Origin of the sequence: Spongiibacter marinus (assembly GCF_016906995.1) — a bacterium.
GTDB classification, from domain to species: domain Bacteria; phylum Pseudomonadota; class Gammaproteobacteria; order Pseudomonadales; family Spongiibacteraceae; genus Spongiibacter; species Spongiibacter marinus.
The window spans coordinates 1-18,135 of sequence record NZ_JAFBBD010000007.1 but is presented as its reverse complement, the minus strand read 5'-3'; the positions used below and the strand labels follow the sequence as shown (position 1 = coordinate 18,135).

Sequence of the window (18,135 nt, the reverse complement as noted above, 5' to 3'; positions counted from 1 at the left end):
GGTTTACTCCGCACCGGCCTCTTCATCGCCAGCATGGACCTGCACGTCGAGAATCTCAACGCGGAAACCGAGCTGCTGCCCCGCCAAGGGGTGATTAAAGTCAATCTCGACCTGCTCATCATCAATCGCGCTTACCACGCCAGGAAGCTCAGTATTCGCTGCGTCAGCAAAATTGAGTACCAGGCCTTCACTGAGTTCAATATCCGCAAACTGGCTGCGTGGCATACGCTGGATATTTGCAGGGTTGCGCTGGCCGAATGCATCTTCGGGGGCGAGTGTCAGCGTCGCTTGCTGACCTGCCGTTAAGCCTTGCAGCTTCGCCTCCACACCGGGGAGCAAATTACCGTCTCCGAATACGAAGCTCGCCGGGCCGCGCTCGAAGGTGGAGTCCACCTCGCTACCATCCTCCATCAGTAGAGCAAAATGCAGGGTGACGGCGGTTCCCGGACCAATCGCAATAGTCATAATCGCTTCTCTGTTAGCGCTATGCCGACCTTACTTGTCGCCGGCATCTGAATGAATAAACGTATCGATGATTAACAGCACGGCACCCACCGATATCGCCGCATCGGCAATATTGAACGTGGGGAAATACGCGTTACCCCAGTGCACCGAAATAAAATCAATAACATGGCCGAGGCGAACCCTGTCCCACAGGTTTCCCAGCGCACCACCCAGCACTAAGGTCAGTGCCATCGACAACAGCCACTGCTGTCGGCGCAGCTTCATTAGCCACACAAGTAAGTAAACGCTTACCGCCGCGGAGATAACGGTAAAAAACCAACGCTGCCATCCCCCGGCATCGCTCAAAAAGCTAAAAGCGGCTCCAGGGTTGTAGTGCAGCGTAATATCCAGCACCGGCAACACGGGGTTTGGCTGCCCATACACCAAACTGGCGTCGGCCCAAACCTTGGTAATTTGATCGACCAGAACAATAACCGCGGCAAATATCCCCCACAGCAATCGCCCCCGCCGCTGCTGCGCAGCGCCGCTATTAGGCATAGTGGCGGACCTCACCATCACCATCGACGTTATCTATACAGCGGAAACACAGTTCTGGATGCGTCGTCGACTGACCAACGTCTTCGCGATAGTGCCAGCAGCGCGTACATTTCATGCCTTCACTGGCGCCAACGCGTACCTGTAAGCCCTCCAGCTCTGTCGTCTCAGCCTCGTTCGCCGCGGAAATCGGTGCGAGCATGGCTGAAGAGGTGATCAACACAAAGCGCAGCTCATCACCGAGCGCCGACAGCGTCTCGATCAATTCATCGTCACAAAACAGCGTCACTTCAGCCTGCAGGGAGCCGCCCACAATGCCCTCGTTACGGGCGTTTTCCAGCACTTTATTGACCGCCGTTTTCACGCTCTGCACACGCTGCCAAAAGGCGTCGCCCATCTCGTCATCGTCCGAGAGTTTTTGCAGGCCCTGGTACCATTCAGCGGCAAATACCGGCCCTTGATGCTCGCCGGGCAGAACCTGCCACAGCTCGTCGGCGGTAAAGCTAAGAATCGGCGCGATCCAGCGCGTCAGCGCCTCAGCAATGTGGTACAGCGCCGTTTGCGCCGAACGCCGAGACTGGCTGTTTTCCGGCGTGGTGTACTGGCGGTCTTTGATAATATCCAAATAGAAGCCGCCCAACTCCAGCACACAGAAGTTGTGCAACTTTTGGTATACCACGTGGAATTGATAAGCATCGTAGGCGGCCAGCAGTTCATCTTGCAAAACCGCAGCGCGATGGACGATCCACTTATCCAGCGCGAGCATCTCGTCGCTGGCCAGCGCATGCTCACCCGGCTCAAAACCTGCCATATTGGCAAGCAGGAAGCGCGCGGTGTTGCGGATGCGCCGGTAGGAATCGGCGGTGCGTTTAAATATCTCATCCGATACCGTCATCTCATTGCGGTAGTCGGTCGCCGCCACCCAAAGACGGAGAATGTCTGCGCCCAGCTTATTCATCACTTCCTGTGGCGCCACCACATTGCCCAAGGACTTGGACATTTTTCTCCCGTTGGCATCCACCGTGAAGCCATGTGTCAGCACTGACTTATAGGGCGCGCAGCCCTGCGCCGCCACCGAAGTGAGCATCGAGGACTGGAACCAGCCGCGGTGCTGGTCAGAGCCTTCAAGGTACAAATCTGCGGGGAAGGCCAGCTCCTCACGCTGAGCCAATACGGCGTAGTGCGTAACACCGGAGTCAAACCATACATCGAGGGTATCCGCGACCTTATCGTAGCTCTGCGCCTCGTCGCCCAGCAGCTCGGCAGCGTCTAGGTCAAACCAGGCCTGAATGCCCCCCTGCTCCACTCGCTCGGCAATCTGCTCGATCAGTTCTGGCGTTCGCGGATGCAGTTCAGCGCTTTCTTTATGAACAAACAGGGCGATGGGTGCGCCCCAGGTACGCTGACGCGAGATACACCAGTCGGGCCGCTCACCCATCATCGACTCAATACGCGCCCGGCCCCAGCCTGGCATCCAGTTCACCGCATCCACTTCGGCCATGGCTTTGTCGAGCAGGCCGCCCTGCTTCATGCTGATAAACCACTGCGGGGTCGCGCGAAAGATGATTGGCGATTTATGCCGCCAGCAATGCGGATAGCTGTGCTCGTAGGACTCGTTGTGCAACAAGCTACCGCGCTCTTGCAGTGCCGCGATCACCTGTTCGTTAGCTTTAAACACATGCTGACCGGCGAATAATTCCGTACCTTCGATGTAGGTACCATTGGCCGCAACGGGGTTGTACACATCCAAGCCATATTTCTGACCGACAACAAAGTCATCTTGGCCGTGGGCTGGCGCGGTGTGCACTGCGCCGGTACCCGCATCAGTGGTGACGTGCTCACCCAAAATCACCGGGACCTGGCGCGCATACAAGGGGTGCTGCAGAGCGAGGTTCTCCAACGCCGCTCCTTTGCACTGGCCAACCACCGCGTAATCAGTAATACCCGCACGCTTCGTCACGGACTCCTGCAGGGCCTCAGCAACCAGCAGTAACTCTGCGTTGCCGTCTCGTTGATAGGACAACCAAACGTAGTCCAGCTCGGCATGCAGGCACACAGCCATATTCGCCGGAATGGTCCACGGCGTTGTGGTCCAAATTACCAGATTCATTGCGCCGTCAGCGCTATCGGCAAGCCCGCAGCGCTGGCGAGCATCCGCGGCGTCCACCACAGGGAACAGCACATCAATCGCCGGCGACGTCTTGTCTTTGTACTCCACCTCGGCTTCGGCCAGCGCCGAGCCGCAGTCCATACACCAATGCACGGGTTTGAAACCCTTGTGCAGATGGCCGTTTTCAACAATTTTGCCAAGGGCGCGAATGATATTGGCTTCAAAGTCGAAGCTCATCGTCAGGTAGGGATTATCCCAATCACCCAGCACACCGAGCCGCTTAAAACCCTCTCGCTGGCCATCGACCTGTTTGTAGGCATAGTCGCGACACTTCTGACGAAAAGTGGCGGCGTCAACCTTGCGCCCGACCTTGCCCACTTTTTTCTCGACATTGAGCTCGATCGGCAAGCCGTGACAGTCCCAGCCCGGCACATAGGGGGCATCGAAGCCGCTTAGCGTGCGAGACTTAACGATCATATCTTTCAGGATTTTATTAACCGCATGGCCGATATGGATATCGCCGTTGGCATACGGAGGGCCATCGTGCAGTACAAACTTTTCCCGCCCGGCGCGCGCGCGGCGAATCTGGCCGTAGTAGTCCTCGTCGTACCAGCGCTTTAACGCTTGCGGCTCACGATTCGCCAAATTTGCCTTCATGGCAAAATCCGTTTTTGGCAGGTTCAGGGTGTGCTTGTAATCACTCATAAAAGCTAGTCTTAAAGGCCCGGCAATAGGGAAAAGTTAAAGGGAGAAGAATCGTCGCGCCTGCGCGATGTCGCGAGAAATTTGCTCGCTCAAGGCGTCGATACCATCAAATTTAATTTCGTTGCGCAGTTTTTCTCTAAACAACACGCGGATATTGCGGCGATACAGATCGCCTTCAAAATCCAATAAATGCACTTCGAGTATGGCCTTGCTCAAATCGCCCACCGTTGGGCGAACCCCAACGTTAGCGACCGCCGGCAGCAGAGAATCCGACACGCCTGCAACTTGCACGGCAAACACGCCTGACAGCGGCGAGCGCAGGCGGCGCAATTGGATATTCGCCGTCGGCGCACCAATGGTACGACCAAGTTGCTGACCGACAATCACCCGCCCGGCAATACTATAAGGGCGGCCCAACAGATGCTCAGCAAGGGCGAAGTCGCCCTGCCCCAGCACTTCGCGAATCCGCGTACTGCTTACTCGCTCACCTTCGTGAAGCAAGGTCGCGGTGTCCATCACGTCAAAGCCGTCGCGAGCGCCGTACTTACGCAACAGGTCGAAATCACCGCTTCGGTCGCGACCAAAGCGCAGGTCATCACCAACAACGATGTATTTCGCACCCAGATTTTTAACAAACAGGCTGGTTATAAACTCGTCTGCGCTCATATTGCGCAACGCGTTGTTAAAGCGAATGCGAACCACACGATCAATACCCAGGTCGCGAATCGCCTCAAACTTTTCACGAAATGACATCAGCCGTGGCGGCGCGGCATCCGGCGCTAGGAATTCTCGCGGCAGGGGTTCGAACAATACCACTGTTGAGGGCAGGCCGTACTCCCGACTCTTATCAATCAGCTGCCGCAGCACCGCCTGGTGACCGCGATGAACGCCGTCAAAAGCGCCAATCGTAGCAACGCAGCCGCGATGACGCGGGCGGAAATTGTGAAATCCGCGGATTAACTCCATGCCTGTGGCCGACCCCATATGCACGCCCCGCTGTCAGCACCGCGACGAAGTCGCCAGTGAATGCGCCGAGCAGTAATAAAGCGACTGATTATAACTTACTCAGCCACGTGACAAAAACGCTTAAGTCGGCGGGTTAGCGCCGCCGCGCAACTGTGCGGGCCGCAGCCCCATAAGCAGCAAACCCAGCAGGTAGGTCACGCCGCCTGCTGCACAAACGCCGCCGAGCACCGCCGCCCGCTGCCAGGCAGACCACAGCGACCAATCGCTGATTTGCGCGCGGCACAGCAGCAACAACGCCGACATTAGCACCACGGGAACACAGAGCTGTAGCGTGTATCGCAGCCAGCCTGCCGCGGGGCGATACACCTGGCGCGCCAGCAAGCCACGCAGCAGCAACATGGCATTGAGCCACGCCGACATGGCGGTGGCCAGGGCCAGCCCTACGTGGCCAATTTGAAGGTAATAATGCAAGGGAACGACTAAGGCGATATTAAACACCATATTCGCCACCATCGCGTATATGCCGATTTTTACCGGTGTTTTGGTATCCTGGCAGGCAAAAAATCCGGGCGCTAATACTTTGATCAACATAAAGGCGATGAGGCCCAATGTGTACGCGCGCAGGCTCAGCGCGGCCATGGCGACATCGCGGCTTTGCAACTCACCGTACTGAAACAGCGTAATCAGTATTGGCTCGGCGAGGATCAACAACGCCGCCGCCGCAGGAAGCGCCATCAGCAACACACCACGCAGCGCCCAATCCAGGGTCTGTGAGAATGCTAGCTCGTCGCCACCGGCTCGCTGGCGAGACAATTTGGGCAAGATCACCGTCGCGATGGCAATGGCGAACACACCGAGGGGCAGCTCTACCAAGCGATCGGAGTAATACAGCCAGGAGATACTGCCAGTGGGTAAAAAAGATGCCAGCACCGTATCGAGCAGCAGGTTTATCTGGCTGACTGATACACCGAACATTGCCGGCAGCATAAGCTGCACAATGCGCTGTACGCCCTCATCGCCCCATCGCCACTGCGGTGTTGGCAGCAGGTGCAGGCGCTGCAAGAACGGCAGCTGGAACAACAACTGCACACAACCCGCCATGAGCACACCCCAGGCCAGCGCCATCGCAGGCTCGTCAAAATATGGCGCGGCCACCACGGCAGCGGTAATCAAACAGACATTGAGCAACACCGGCGTAAACGCGGGCACCGCGAAACGCCCATAACTGTTGAGAACAGCCCCGGCAAAACCGGTCAGTGAAATCAGCATCAAATACGGAAAGGTGATGCGAATCATCTCTGTGGTCAGCTGGAACTTCAGCGGATCGTCGCGAAACCCCGGCGCAAAGATCGACGCCACCATCGGCGCGGCAACCACGGCGAGAATCGTTAGACACAACAGCACCCCACCCAATGCGCCCACCACGCGATTGAGCAGTTCTCGTACAGCGGCGTGGTCACGCTGCTCCCGATATTCTGACAGTACGGGCACAAAGGCCTGGGCAAAAGCGCCCTCGGCAAATAAGCGGCGTAGAAAATTGGGGATCTTAAAGGCGACAAAGAAAGCATCGGCGTTTGCGCTGGCGCCGAGCACCACCGCAATGACCACGTCGCGCGCCAATCCCAACACCCGCGACAACATCGTCATGGCGCCCACCACCAGACTGGAGCGCAATAGTCCGCCGCCGCGAGGAGCCTCTGCCTCACTCATTGCCAGGCCTCACGAAGGCGCTGTCGATGGCGCTGCAGCCACAGTAGGGCGATCAGGCTGTGGGCGTTATTAATCTCGCCGTCGGCGAGCATTTGCATCGCCTGGTCAAAACCGTAGACCTTGGCGCGAATGTCTTCGCCTTCGCCCGGCAAGCCGTGAAGGCCGCCGGCATCCGCCAGATTGCAGCGGCCGCAGTACAGGTAAAAATATTCGTCGCTGCCGCCGGGCGAGGAAAAATACTCCGCTATCGGTTCCAGCTCAGATACCGTTAACCCGGCTTCCTCGTGCGCTTCGCGCCGCGCGACCTGTTCGGGCGCTTCATCGGTATCAATAATTCCCGCCACGAGTTCCTGCAACCAGGGCGAATCGCCGCTGTCGAGGGCGCCAACCCGGAATTGCTCGACAAACAGCACCTCATCGCGCTCGGGGTCATAGGGGAGCATGCCGACCGCCGCACCGCGCACGAAAAGCTCGCGATTAAGCGGCTTGCCCCAGCCGCCGGCAAACAGTCGGTGGCGCAGGCGCAGCTGGCGAATTTCAAAGAAACCTTTCCAGGCGCTGCGTTTTTCCAGCACCTCGACATCGTCGCGACCAAAACGGCTCATCAGAAGCGCCTTTCGGTGTACCAATTCACATCCCGCGCCGATTTATCCACTTGATCGACGACATCCAAGATCATCGCAAACAATGCCATGCGCACCAGCACGCCATTGTCCGCCTGACGAAAGATTGCCAGGTTAGGGTTGTCATTCAGGTCGTTGTCCAGCTCGTTGGCTTCTTGACGCGAATCGCGGGGCAGCGGGTGCATAATCACCGTATTGGGTTCGCAGTAGCGAGTGTAGATTGCCTGATTCAAACGATAGCGGCCGCGATACATATCGGCTTCAGCCTTGCTTGCAAAGCGCTCTTCCTGAATGCGAGTGGAGTAAGCAATATCCACCTTGGCAAGGCTGCCCTCCATCACATCGGATTCACTCACCGTGTGGCCAGCGCTGCGCAGGGCATCAACAATTTCACCGGGCATTTTCAGTTCATCCGGCGAAATCAACACAATATGGACATTGTTATACAAGCCCAGCAATTTGCAGAGTGAGTGTACCGTTCGGCCGTATTTCAGATCGCCAATCATCGCGATCCGCAAGCCATCCAGATCACTGCGCCCTTGGTGCAGCAACTCTTTACGAATAGTGTACAGGTCCAATAGCGCCTGGCTGGGGTGCTCATTGGCGCCATCGCCGCCATTAATCACCGGCACGCGGCTGGCCGCCGCAAACTCCGATACCGAGCCCGAAGCCGGGTGACGCATGACGATCACGTCGCTGTAACCACTGAGTACCCGCGCGGTATCGTACAGCGATTCGCCTTTGGCAATGGCCGAGCTTTCAAAGCCCGTGGTTTCACGCACCTCACCGCCGAGTAAGTTAAAGGCGCAGCCAAAACTCACCCGCGTTCGTGTGGAGGGCTCAAAGAACATATTCCCCAGAATTGCCCCATCGAGCACCTTGGTAATACGCTCGCGGTGCGCATAGGGCGCCATGCGATCGGCCACCGCAAACACGCGCTCTATATCTTCGCGCTCAAACTGACTGATAGAGAGAATATGACTACCGGCAAATTTCAACACTGCTCTCCCTTTATACTGCGGCCCGGCCGCTATGATTCACTGGCAGCCGAAGCCGCCTGATTATTGGCGTCATCAAATTGCAAGCTCGCCCAACGGGCGTAGAGGGGTGACTGCACCAAAAGTTCACTGTGACGCCCACTGGCAACCAGCTCACCATTTTCGAGTACCGCAATGCGATCGACATTGATCACGGTTGCCAAGCGATGGGCAATCACCACCGTCGTGCGGCCTTCCATCAACCTTTCCAGCGCCTGCTGCACTTGATATTCACTTTCTGCGTCCAGGGCACTGGTCGCCTCGTCGAGCAACAGCAGTTTAGGGTCTGCCAATATTGCTCTGGCAATCGCGACGCGTTGACGCTGACCACCCGACAACCGCACCCCGCCTTCGCCCACAAAACTTTGATAGCCCTCGGGCAAACGCTCAATAAATTCGTGAGCAAAGGCTGCCTTAGCCGCGGACACTATCTCCGCATCGCTGGCATCTGGGCGGCCGTAGCGAATATTGTCGGCCACCGAGCCAGTGAACAGCACTGGCTGCTGCGGCACCATCGCGATATTTGCACGTAACTCGTCCGGATCGAGATTGCGAATATCGACGCCGTCAAAGCAAATGGCCCCGTCACTCACATCGTAGAAACGCAGCAACAAATCAATCAACGTTGACTTGCCAGCCCCGGAACTGCCTACCAGCGCCAAACTGCTACCTGCCGGCACCTTCAAACTAACATTGCTTATCGCCGGGTGTTCCGGCCGCGAGGCATAGGCAAAGCTCACCGACCTAAAATCGATATCGCCACGCACCGGCACCGGTAAATGCGACGGGACTGCTGGCGGCAATATACGGTTCTCTGCCGCCAACAATTCCAGCAGGCGCTCGGTCGCTCCCGCCGCTCGCTGTAAGTCACCATAGACTTCGGAAATGGCACCGACGGAGGCAGCTACCATCACCGCATAGAAAATAAATGCCGCCAGTTCACCGCCACTGATTCGGCCGGCCAGGACATCGTGTCCACCCACCCAAAGCATGCCGGTAACGGCGCCTAACACCAGCACAATCACCACCGTCGACAACCATGCGCGCTGCTTAATGCGCACGATGGCAACATCGAAGGCCACCTCTACATGGCCATCAAAGGCTTTGCGATCAAGCGTTTGATGGTTAAACGCTTGCAGAAGCTTGATATTTTTAACTGCCTCGCCCACAAAGCTGCCAACACTGGCGATCTTGTCCTGACTGCTGCGCGACAGCCGCCGTACGCGTCGACCAAACACCAGGATGGGCACAATTACCAACGGCACACTCAGCATTACCAATGCCGTGAGCTTCGGGTTGCTGATGAACAGCCAGATTAAACCGCCGATAAACATCAGCGCGTTGCGCAGGGCGATGGACACCGAGGACCCGATCACGGTTTGCAGAAGGCTGGTATCGGTGGTGATCCGGGATTGAATGTCGCCACTCAGCTGGCTTTCAAAAAAGCCGGGGTGCAGGGTGACGACATGGGCAAACACGGCTTTACGCAGGTCTGCACTAACGCGCTCGCCAATCCAGGACACCAGGTAAAAACGCACAAAGGTGCCGGTCGCCAACAGCAATACCAGTGCGAAAAACAGCACCAAGGCCTGGTTTAGCGCCGCTTCACTGGCGTTGCTGGAGAAACCATTATCCACCAGCAAACGCAGCCCCTGGCCGATGGACAGCGTGATCCCCGCCGTGCAGATCAGCGCCACGCTGGCACCGATAACCTGCCAGCGATAGGGCTTCAAAAACCCAAGCATCGCCCTTAATACACCTAGCTTTGCGGTACCGCGCTCACTGTGTTGTTGGTCAGCCATTAGCCTCTCCTTCTGGCCGCGCATTATTGCCCGTATTCCCGGCAGGTAAAAGCGCCGCATCAACCAACGCTAACTTTTGTTTACGCGGTAATTTTTTTATCGCCGCTTCACGGCGCGATGCCACTGAACGGTTTTCCGCTGGTTCGGTGTAGACAATGGCCTCGGCGGGGTCACTGCGAAAGAATCGCGCGCCCTTGCCGCCTTCGCCGCAGTGCTCGCGAAAACGCCGCGCGGTATCGGTGGTGATCCCGGTATACAAGCGGCCACTGCGGCAGCGCACCATATACACCCACCACTGACTCAAAGCCCCTCCTGCTCCAGTGCATCGGCGTAGTCGTTGAGCTCCTGCAGTACAAATTGCTGGAAGTCGTTATCGGTGGAGTCGGACAACTCCACTAACCGCTGGCGAAAGCTGTCGAACCCGTGCAGATGTTCTCCGGGTTGACGCAGACGCTGCCGACAGAACTCCAGCCAGCGCTGCCGCTCCGCCGACGATAAGGTCTCGGGGAAGTTACGCGCCCGATAGCGCCACAGCATCTCGGGAAGGCGACGGTCGCTGAATTGGAAATGCTGCCCGGCAAGATCCTCCGGCAGCATTTTTCGCAGGCGCTCCATCTGCTGGCGATCACCGTCACTAAAAAAGCCGCCGCCATAGAGCTGCGTGTCCGGGTCGGGGTTTTCACTGAATTCACGCTGGGCATACACCGATGCCAGGGTTTCATTAAGCCCCTCGGCCTTGCGCAGCATCGACCAGTGCCGTCGGCACTGATCTAAGTCGATCTGCAAACGCTGTGCACTGGCATCGTCCAATAATTTAGGGGTGGCAACAATCGGTGCGCGATTGAGGTGAATTTCCTTGAGCGGAATACGCGGCGTGTCCTCACCCAGCTCGTCACTGGAACTGAAAATTCGCCGTGCAACCTCGTCACTGTCCAGCGTAATCAGCGGGCTCGGGTCAACACTTAAGTCATAGACGATCACGCTGTTCTTGTTCACCGGGTGCGGTGCCAGCGGCATCATCAACGCCGAGCAGCCTCGCGCCGCGGGCAGGCGCCCGGAAACATGCAGCACCGGCACTTGGCTGTCGGTGTTGAGCATGGCCGCCACCGTGCGCTTGTTCCGCAGGCTCAAGGCATAGTCGTAGAGTTTGGGCTGGGCTTGACGGATCAAGCGGGCCAAGTCGATCGTTGCCAGTACATCCGAGAGTGCGTCGTGCGCCGACTCGTGACTCAGGCCATTGGCCGCGGTCAGCTCTTCGAGCCGGAAGCTCGGCGAGCCATCCTCGCGCCGGGGCCACTCAATGCCGTCGGGACGCAGCGCGTAGCACAGCCGAACGACATCGATCAGGTCCCAGCGAGAGTTACCGTTTTGCCACTCCCTGGCATAGGGGTCGTAGAAATTGCGATACAGGGCAAAGCGAGTCACCTCATCGTCGAAGCGGATGCTGTTATAACCCACCGTGCAAGTGCCAGGCTGAGACAATTCCGCGTGGATATTGGCGACAAATTCCGCCTCGCTGAGCCCCTCTTCCAAGGCTTGTTGCGGGGTAATCCCAGTAACCAGGCAGGCCTCGGGATTGGGCAGGTAATCGGGAGTTGGGCGGCAAAACTGCACCAGCGGTTCGCCGATAATGTTCAGCTCAGCATCGGTGCGCACACCAGCAAACTGCGAGGGGCGATCCAGGGCGGGGCGAGTTCCCCAGGTTTCGTAATCGTGCCAGTAAAAGGTCTCACTCATCACTCAGTTCGCCACCTGTGAAGCAGATACAAAAACGGCAGTGCCAATGCACCGGCCAGGGCGTCGCCCAAAGCCGGCACGGCGCTGCCGTCAACTTAGCTAACGTTGATATTTTCCGCTTCGATCTTCGCTTTCCAAATTTGCGGGCCTGATTTATGCACTGAGTCGCCGGCGGTGTCTACCGCGACCGTCACAGGCATATCTTCAACGGTAAACTCGTAAATGGCTTCCATACCCAATTCTGGAAAGGCCACCACTTCAGACTTTTTAATCGCTTGGGCAACCAAGTAAGCCGCGCCACCGGTGGCCATCAGGTACACCGCTTCAAACTCTTTGATGGCGTCGATCGCACCGTCGCCGCGCTCGGACTTACCGATCATGCCCATTAATCCGGTTTCGGCGAGCATGGTGCGGGTAAACTTATCCATTCGCGTTGCCGTGGTTGGGCCTGCGGGGCCAACGACTTCGTCACGCACGGGGTCAACGGGGCCAACGTAGTAGATGAAGCGGCCCTTCAGGTCGACAGGCAGGGTTTCGCCTTTGCTCAGCATATCGACCATTTTCTTATGCGCAGCGTCGCGACCGGTCAACATCTTACCGTTGAGCAAGAGCGTATCGCCGGGTTTCCAGGTTTTGATCTCATCGGCCGTTACGGTATCCAGGTTCACTCGCTTCACGTCGCCACCAGACTGACGCGTTACCTCTGGCCACTCTTCGAGTTTTGGCGGGGTCAGAGCGACGGCGCCACTTCCATCCAGGGTGAAGTGAGCGTGGCGGGTTGCCGCGCAGTTGGGGATCAAGGCAATCGCCTTGTTAGCAGCGTGGGTCGGATAATCTTTAACCTTAACATCCAAGACGGTGGTCAGACCGCCCAAGCCCTGGGCACCAATACCGAGCTGATTGACCTTTTCATGCAGCTCCAGACGCAGCTCTTCCGAGCGGTTTGACGCGCCGCGTTTTTGCAGATCGTGAATATCGATGGGGTCGAGCAGCGCTTCTTTTGCCAACAGCATCGCCTTCTCGGCAGTACCGCCAATACCAATGCCCAGCATACCCGGTGGGCACCAGCCTGCGCCCATTGTCGGCACCATTTTCAACACCCAGTCCACCACAGAATCAGAGGGATTGAGCATGGCAAATTTAGACTTGGCCTCTGAGCCGCCGCCTTTTGCTGCAACATGCACTTCAACGGTGTCACCGGGAACAATTTCGTAGTGGATCACCGCGGGGGTATTGTCTTTAGTGTTACTGCGGGCACCGTCGGGGTCGGCAAGAATGGAGGCGCGCAGCACATTATCAGGCAAGTTGTAGGCACGGCGAACGCCTTCATTAACCATGTCGGTAACCGACATCTCAGCGTCCCACTGCACATTCATGCCCACGGTCAAAAACACCGTCACAATACCTGTGTCCTGACAAATGGGACGATGCCCCTCTGCACACATCCGCGAGTTGATCAGAATCTGTGCCATCGCGTCTTTGGCGGCAGGGTTTTGCTCGCGCTGATAGGCTTCGTCTACCGCCTTGATGAAATCAACCGGGTGGTAGTAGGAGATGTATTGCAGCGCATCTGCAACACTCTGAATCAGGTCATCTTGGCGGATAACAGTCATTGGGCGAGGTCCTTGATAACGTTGTGGTGTCGGTGCCAAAGTGCGACGGTTGCCGCACCTGATCACACTGTGCTGTTGCAGCCATGTGCCGCAACAGCTGGAATCGGCGCAGAAGTATACACCAGCTGCGGCCTCGCCGTCAGCGGGCCTGGGGACTGCCGCTGTGGTATTGCGTGACCGTTTGGCGCAGCGCTTCGATATCGCGATTCACCTGTTTGCGGAAGGCGTTCACCGAATCAAGCCATTCTTCACTCTGCTGTACACGACGTTCAACCGCCTTCACCCGGGCATCCAGACTGCCGCCCGCAGTGAGTTGCTTATTCACCTCCAGCAGCGTCTTGCGATTTACCTCAGACTGGGCAATGACGCGGTCAAGTTTGCCAGACATTGAAGCCATTGCCTCGCGGTCGGCATCATAACCCTGCAATGCACTCTTGAGCTTTGCGTCTAAAGAGCGGTGGCGGCTTTCGATGGCAGCCAGTCGCTTTTCATTTTTCGCCAACTGCGCATCGTGCTCAGCCAACTCTTGTTTTTGTTTTTTCCACACGTTGTCCCACAGCTTGCGGATTTCAAAATCCAGCTCTTTTAATTTCACCGCCGTGGTCACGCTGTTCTCTTCCAGGCTTTCATCCGCGGAAGATAAGCGCTGCTCCAGCACCTCCAGGCGCTGCTGGGCCTGTTTTAAATCACCCTGAGCAATAGTCAGTTGATCAAACAGGTAGTAGGCGGCGGCCGCCAGCGCAACAATTAACAGCGTTAACATAAACAGGACGAAACCACCTCCGCCACTCGCCGCAGTGGCAGGGGGTAGCTCCTTTGAGCTTACTGCCGCACGCTGTGCGACATCTTCCTCGTCAACAGCAATTGAAAATCGTGGTTCTTGTTTATCAGTACTCACAATTCAGTATTCCAATTAATTGTAGTTAAAGCGCCACTCTACACTCGCGCGTCTGCGTGGTAAGTCAGCGCATTATGAACGTCTGCCTCGCTCGCCTCCAGCCCCAGCATGCAGTTTCGCTGTGCAGCCTCGGCGGCTTTGCTATACTTGCGCAGCCTGGGCCTCGGAGTCTGCGAGTCCCGACAAAAAAACAGACAACAAGATGAGAGAGGGGTTTTATGGACGCGTTCATTTCTGCGGATCTGGCCTTGCGCTGGCTGCACGTACTGTTCGGCATCGTTTGGATTGGCCTGCTGTACTATTTCAACTTTGTACAAACTGAATACTTCAAGGAGGCAGAGCCCTCTGCCAAGGCAGACGCCGTACAAAAGCTGGCGCCTCGCGCGCTGTGGTGGTTCCGCTGGGGAGCGATGTTCACCTTCCTGACGGGTCTGGGCTTGCTGCACTTCACGATGAGCCGCGGCGGGTTGAATGGCTACATCATCATCGGTGCACTGATGGGCACCCTGATGTTTTTGAACGTCTGGCTGATTATCTGGCCCAACCAGAAGATTGTCTGCGGCATTACCCCGGGCGACGCCGCTAAAGCCGCGCCAAAAGCTGGCCTGGCTTCTCGCACCAACACCCTGTTCTCAGCACCCATGCTGATCGGCATGCTGGGCTCTTTCCACGGCAGCGGCAATGCTGCTCTCGCGCAAGTCGGTAAAACAGCAAGCGGCGACCTGAGCCTCGGCCTGTGGATTTGCCTTGGCTTAATCGCGCTCCTCGAACTGAACGCCCTGTTCGGCAAAACTGGCCCAATGACCACGGTCAAAGGCGTTGTCCATTGCAGCATCGCGCTGGCCTTGGCGATGGTTGCACTGCTTCAGTACGTGTAATACCGATGAGACCACACCATGTGGTTTAGTACTAAAAAGGGGGCTTTCGCCCCCTTTTTTTTCGCCAGCCTAAATCCCACCAGTCAGGCGCCTCTAATTAGAACTGCTTACTGCGCAACAGCACCAAGGTACAGGCGTCCTCGCAAACAATGCCGCGCGCTCTTAACTCACGGGCCAAGCCCTCGTCCTCACTCCCTGGATTGAAAATGACCCGCCGGGGAGACAAACCAATCAGCGCATCCATATGCGGAGCCAGTAGCTCGCCACGCATATACACGGTGACGGTGTCGACAGGTCCGTCGACACTGGCAATATCAGGCTGGCAGTGAATTCCCGCAACCGCGCGATGATAGGGATTCACCGGTACAACCGTATGCCCGTACTCGGTGAGCATTTGTGTTGCCTTGTAGGAATATCGCTCTGGTTTAGGGCTTGCCCCAAGTACCACAACCCGTTCAGCCATCTCTTCCCTCCAAGCGAATACTCGCTATTTCACTGACGCCAGACGTAAAAAAGCCGGGGCATGCCCCGGCGCTATCATAGCGAAATACGCTTATTTTTCCTGGGTACCCATCCAGCGGCGCAAGGTCGACGCCAGCTCTTGCGCGTTATAGGCCTCTGCGCTGTCGGGCATCGGGTCATTACCCATCTTAATTTCCAGAGACGCCTGGTAAGAGGTTCGGGTGGTTGTCGAGGCAACACCACCGCTCAAACGCCCCGGGGTTTGCGCAACCACTGTGTCACAGCTCAACAGGCCACAGCGTTGATACACCGCCGTGCCGCCACCAAACTCGTTCACGCCAGAAATTGTACTGCTGCTGCGGCTTTTGCTTTCAGTATCGCGGTTCACTAACTGAAACCAGTCATAGCCTTCCTGCAAAGTCAGCTCTGCCGCACGAAGCAGTGCGTAATCATTGACCGTTTCTTTATCCGTTACGGTATTACCGGTAAACGTCACGCGGTAGCGGTCCTTGCCCAGTGCGGTCTCGGTGTAACCGTATGCACCGCGCTTTTCAGCCGGCTGGTATGTGGTGCTACTACTGCAAGCAGCCATCAGCACTGAAAGCAACGCGACAAACATCATCTGGGTACGCATAAAATCTCCTCGTTTTTTTGAAAGCCAACTCTTTTTTCTCATCGACCCCTACTGTACTAGCCCCGCCTGAACTGAAGCTGAATAAGTAAAAACCCTTACCAGCTACTGCCGCGACCGGACCTATGGACGCCAAACACGCATGTGCGCGCGGTGGCAACTCCCCGGCGCTAGTAATAATTCATCGGCGAAAGCCATGCCTCTCTCTACGCAAATGTATTCGTTGTAGTGCTCGGCAACATCATCCATTTTCTCGGCCAATGTTGCACCCGGGTTCCACACCACAACGGTATCGCACCCCTGCCCCGCAATAGCCAGCGACCCCTTTCCCGTTGCTAATTCCTGAACACCACCCACCTGCTCAAATACGCGATCAACCTCACCATCAAAGCGCTGGACGGTGCTAAGTCGGCATTTAGCCAAGCCCTGGGTATTGTCCAAATAGTCGCCCGTGCCCAGGCCCTGAACACTCGCCGCAGCAGTCTCCGCGGCAAAGTAGCTGTGCATGGCAAAACTCAAGGGCAGGCTCTGCTGGCTGCGATTGCAAATCACTAACTCGCACGCCAACTCGCGCCCCAATCGGTACACCACCTGTGCGCTATACATCCAGGGAAAGCGTGCCTGCTCGTCAGGTGCAGACTCGATGGCAAATCGAAGGACCAAACCATCCTCGTCGCTACTCGCCTCAAGCAATTGCCACTCTCGCTGCCTGGCAAACCCGTGTTTGGGCAAGGTGGCGTCGCGACGATTCACACCAAACCACGGCAAACACAGGGGAATCCCCCCACGAATGGCCGCGCCGTCGGAAAAAACCGCCTTGGGGCTCAGCCACAGCCAGTCTTCGTCGCCCACCGGCGCAAATGACAACAACTGCGCGCCCTGCAGCGCAAACACCGCCCGACATTGTGCGGTGTCTGCAACGATTAGCGGCAAAGCCTGCTCGCTTCCATATTCGATACGGCTATCGCTGACCCTCACGCCACGGGGAAGATCAATCATCAGTATTTTCCTCGGCGGCGGACGCAGACTTCACCCACAGCATATCGTTCGCCCCCTTTTGAAATTGGTAATCCACGCGCTCCATGCCAACATCATAGCCCCGCTCCCCCAGCTCCCGCACAACGGCGGGCAGGTGCTGCGACACACGACCATCTACTGAGACCAGCGGATAAATACGCACCTCACGGGCAACACGGCACAGCTCAAGCACTGCCTCAACATGGGCCTGAAGATCGATGTGCTCGCTGTAGAGAAATAATAAGTGTGAACAAAGGGCCAGGTCGTACTCGCCATCAAAACACGGCAGCTCAGGCAAACTGGCCTCAACATAGCGACCCGCTTGCAAACCGCTTGGGTAATCTTCCAAAAATCGATTCATCGCCGACATACGCACTGAGCCCAAGTGCCCTGGGTCGCGAAAGTGGCGCCATACATATTGGTCTGCCTGCCGCGCAAATTGGCTGAGCATACCGGGGTAGACACGGCGAATACGCTGCTGGATATCGTCGGCGCTGAACTGATAGATCGGGTCGACCGACAGCACTTTACCGCCCTGCGCCGTTACTTCGGCATTAAAACTCGCCGTGCCGTCACCGCAGCCAAGGATACTGCGCTCTAGGTCTTCCTCTCGCAGCGCAAACATCGCTGCATATTCCGCCAGGGATCGCCCCCACGGCACTACTGATGATAGCTCCAAAAATAATCCACCGAATAACCAGAAAAAACCCGCGTGGCGGGCTCGAATAACGCAGTATAAATCCTGGGGCCAGCATGGCGCCAATAACTCAGCTAAAACACAACCATACAGGCACATTCCCGCAATACTGAGGGGCAACTCAGCTGCAAAGCCTGTCCTGCCACGGATGGCCAGGCAAAAAAAAGGTTCATCGTAAATCAGGGTGGAACGCCGCCCTGATCTTCATGAAGAAATAGTCGTTATCCCGATACCCGTATGCCATTCGCTT

General features: G+C 56.9%; 17 protein-coding genes. 1 reads left to right on the top strand and 16 read right to left on the bottom strand.

The window, feature by feature from the left end; all coding sequences use genetic code 11:
* Positions 1-3: 3 nt before the first annotated feature.
* The 12 genes from HNR64_RS11505 to HNR64_RS11450 all read right to left on the bottom strand — a co-directional run bounded on the left by HNR64_RS11505 (position 4) and on the right by HNR64_RS11450 (position 14,200).
* A complete protein-coding gene (locus HNR64_RS11505) occupies positions 4-465 on the bottom strand; it encodes an FKBP-type peptidyl-prolyl cis-trans isomerase (RefSeq protein ID WP_204996604.1) in 462 nt (153 codons plus the stop codon).
* 30 nt (positions 466-495) lie between these two features.
* A complete protein-coding gene (gene lspA, locus HNR64_RS11500) occupies positions 496-1,002 on the bottom strand; it encodes a signal peptidase II (protein WP_204996603.1) in 507 nt (168 codons plus the stop codon).
* Positions 995-3,814, bottom strand: a complete 2,820-nt coding sequence (gene ileS, locus HNR64_RS11495; RefSeq protein WP_204996602.1) for an isoleucine--tRNA ligase — start codon at positions 3,812-3,814, stop codon at positions 995-997. Before ileS ends, lspA begins: the two co-directional genes overlap by 8 nt.
* 36 nt (positions 3,815-3,850) lie before the next feature.
* Positions 3,851-4,798, bottom strand: coding sequence for a bifunctional riboflavin kinase/FAD synthetase (ribF, locus tag HNR64_RS11490; RefSeq protein WP_338061848.1), 948 nt, complete (start codon positions 4,796-4,798; stop codon positions 3,851-3,853).
* 102 nt (positions 4,799-4,900) lie between these two features.
* Positions 4,901-6,490, bottom strand: coding sequence for a murein biosynthesis integral membrane protein MurJ (murJ, locus tag HNR64_RS11485; RefSeq protein ID WP_204996601.1), 1,590 nt, complete (start codon positions 6,488-6,490; stop codon positions 4,901-4,903).
* Complete coding sequence (locus HNR64_RS11480) at positions 6,487-7,095, bottom strand: NUDIX domain-containing protein (protein ID WP_204996600.1); 609 nt, start codon at positions 7,093-7,095, stop codon at positions 6,487-6,489. Before HNR64_RS11480 ends, murJ begins: the two co-directional genes overlap by 4 nt.
* The gene (locus tag HNR64_RS11475; protein ID WP_204996810.1) at positions 7,095-8,111 is read right to left on the bottom strand and encodes an aspartate carbamoyltransferase; all 1,017 of its coding nucleotides are present in this window, start codon (positions 8,109-8,111) and stop codon (positions 7,095-7,097) included. The genes HNR64_RS11480 and HNR64_RS11475 overlap by 1 nt, the downstream gene beginning before the upstream one ends.
* A gap of 32 nt (positions 8,112-8,143) precedes the next feature.
* A complete protein-coding gene (locus HNR64_RS11470; protein ID WP_204996599.1) occupies positions 8,144-9,952 on the bottom strand; it encodes an ABC transporter transmembrane domain-containing protein in 1,809 nt (602 codons plus the stop codon).
* Positions 9,945-10,256: a GIY-YIG nuclease family protein gene (locus HNR64_RS11465; RefSeq protein ID WP_275587349.1), complete on the bottom strand. Its 312-nt coding sequence runs from the start codon at positions 10,254-10,256 to the stop codon at positions 9,945-9,947. The genes HNR64_RS11470 and HNR64_RS11465 overlap by 8 nt, the downstream gene beginning before the upstream one ends.
* Positions 10,253-11,689 carry an exodeoxyribonuclease I gene (gene sbcB, locus HNR64_RS11460; protein ID WP_204996598.1) on the bottom strand — a complete coding sequence of 479 codons (1,437 nt, stop codon included), beginning with the start codon at positions 11,687-11,689 and terminating at the stop codon, positions 10,253-10,255. Before sbcB ends, HNR64_RS11465 begins: the two co-directional genes overlap by 4 nt.
* A 95-nt stretch (positions 11,690-11,784) precedes the next feature.
* The gene (locus HNR64_RS11455) at positions 11,785-13,302 is read right to left on the bottom strand and encodes a fumarate hydratase (protein ID WP_204996597.1); all 1,518 of its coding nucleotides are present in this window, start codon (positions 13,300-13,302) and stop codon (positions 11,785-11,787) included.
* Positions 13,303-13,441: 139 nt separating this feature from the next.
* Positions 13,442-14,200 carry a hypothetical protein gene (locus HNR64_RS11450; protein ID WP_204996596.1) on the bottom strand — a complete coding sequence of 253 codons (759 nt, stop codon included), beginning with the start codon at positions 14,198-14,200 and terminating at the stop codon, positions 13,442-13,444.
* 218 nt (positions 14,201-14,418) lie between these two features.
* On the opposite strand from HNR64_RS11450, the gene HNR64_RS11445 reads away from it, so the two are divergent.
* Positions 14,419-15,078 carry a urate hydroxylase PuuD gene (locus HNR64_RS11445; RefSeq protein ID WP_027874187.1) on the top strand — a complete coding sequence of 220 codons (660 nt, stop codon included), beginning with the start codon at positions 14,419-14,421 and terminating at the stop codon, positions 15,076-15,078.
* 97 nt (positions 15,079-15,175) lie between these two features.
* On the opposite strand, the gene HNR64_RS11440 is transcribed toward HNR64_RS11445, so the two are convergent.
* The 4 genes from HNR64_RS11440 to HNR64_RS11425 all read right to left on the bottom strand — a co-directional run bounded on the left by HNR64_RS11440 (position 15,176) and on the right by HNR64_RS11425 (position 17,867).
* Positions 15,176-15,541 (bottom strand): CoA-binding protein, encoded by a 366-nt coding sequence (locus tag HNR64_RS11440; RefSeq protein WP_204996595.1) that lies wholly within the window; start codon positions 15,539-15,541, stop codon positions 15,176-15,178.
* Between the two features lie 90 nt (positions 15,542-15,631).
* The gene (locus HNR64_RS11435) at positions 15,632-16,174 is read right to left on the bottom strand and encodes a CC0125/CC1285 family lipoprotein (protein ID WP_204996594.1); all 543 of its coding nucleotides are present in this window, start codon (positions 16,172-16,174) and stop codon (positions 15,632-15,634) included.
* Positions 16,175-16,294: 120 nt separating this feature from the next.
* Positions 16,295-17,170, bottom strand: coding sequence for a D-hexose-6-phosphate mutarotase (locus HNR64_RS11430; RefSeq protein ID WP_204996593.1), 876 nt, complete (start codon positions 17,168-17,170; stop codon positions 16,295-16,297).
* A complete protein-coding gene (locus HNR64_RS11425) occupies positions 17,163-17,867 on the bottom strand; it encodes an SAM-dependent methyltransferase (RefSeq protein WP_239547812.1) in 705 nt (234 codons plus the stop codon). The genes HNR64_RS11430 and HNR64_RS11425 overlap by 8 nt, the downstream gene beginning before the upstream one ends.
* Positions 17,868-18,135: the final 268 nt, after the last annotated feature.

Excerpts from the sequence above, each read along its gene's own strand:
- HNR64_RS11505 (WP_204996604.1), bottom strand. The coding sequence starts at position 465 with ATGACTATTGCGATTGGTCCGGGAACCGCCGTCACCCTGCATTTTGCT.
- lspA (WP_204996603.1), bottom strand. The coding sequence starts at position 1,002 with ATGCCTAATAGCGGCGCTGCGCAGCAGCGGCGGGGGCGATTGCTGTGG.
- ileS (WP_204996602.1), bottom strand. The coding sequence starts at position 3,814 with ATGAGTGATTACAAGCACACCCTGAACCTGCCAAAAACGGATTTTGCC.
- ribF (WP_338061848.1), bottom strand. The coding sequence starts at position 4,798 with ATGGGGTCGGCCACAGGCATGGAGTTAATCCGCGGATTTCACAATTTC.
- murJ (WP_204996601.1), bottom strand. The coding sequence starts at position 6,490 with ATGAGTGAGGCAGAGGCTCCTCGCGGCGGCGGACTATTGCGCTCCAGT.
- HNR64_RS11480 (WP_204996600.1), bottom strand. The coding sequence starts at position 7,095 with ATGAGCCGTTTTGGTCGCGACGATGTCGAGGTGCTGGAAAAACGCAGC.
- HNR64_RS11470 (WP_204996599.1), bottom strand. The coding sequence starts at position 9,952 with ATGGCTGACCAACAACACAGTGAGCGCGGTACCGCAAAGCTAGGTGTA.
- sbcB (WP_204996598.1), bottom strand. The coding sequence starts at position 11,689 with ATGAGTGAGACCTTTTACTGGCACGATTACGAAACCTGGGGAACTCGC.
- HNR64_RS11455 (WP_204996597.1), bottom strand. The coding sequence starts at position 13,302 with ATGACTGTTATCCGCCAAGATGACCTGATTCAGAGTGTTGCAGATGCG.
- HNR64_RS11445 (WP_027874187.1), top strand. The coding sequence starts at position 14,419 with ATGGACGCGTTCATTTCTGCGGATCTGGCCTTGCGCTGGCTGCACGTA.
- HNR64_RS11440 (WP_204996595.1), bottom strand. The coding sequence starts at position 15,541 with ATGGCTGAACGGGTTGTGGTACTTGGGGCAAGCCCTAAACCAGAGCGA.
- HNR64_RS11435 (WP_204996594.1), bottom strand. The coding sequence starts at position 16,174 with ATGCGTACCCAGATGATGTTTGTCGCGTTGCTTTCAGTGCTGATGGCT.
- HNR64_RS11430 (WP_204996593.1), bottom strand. The coding sequence starts at position 17,170 with ATGATTGATCTTCCCCGTGGCGTGAGGGTCAGCGATAGCCGTATCGAA.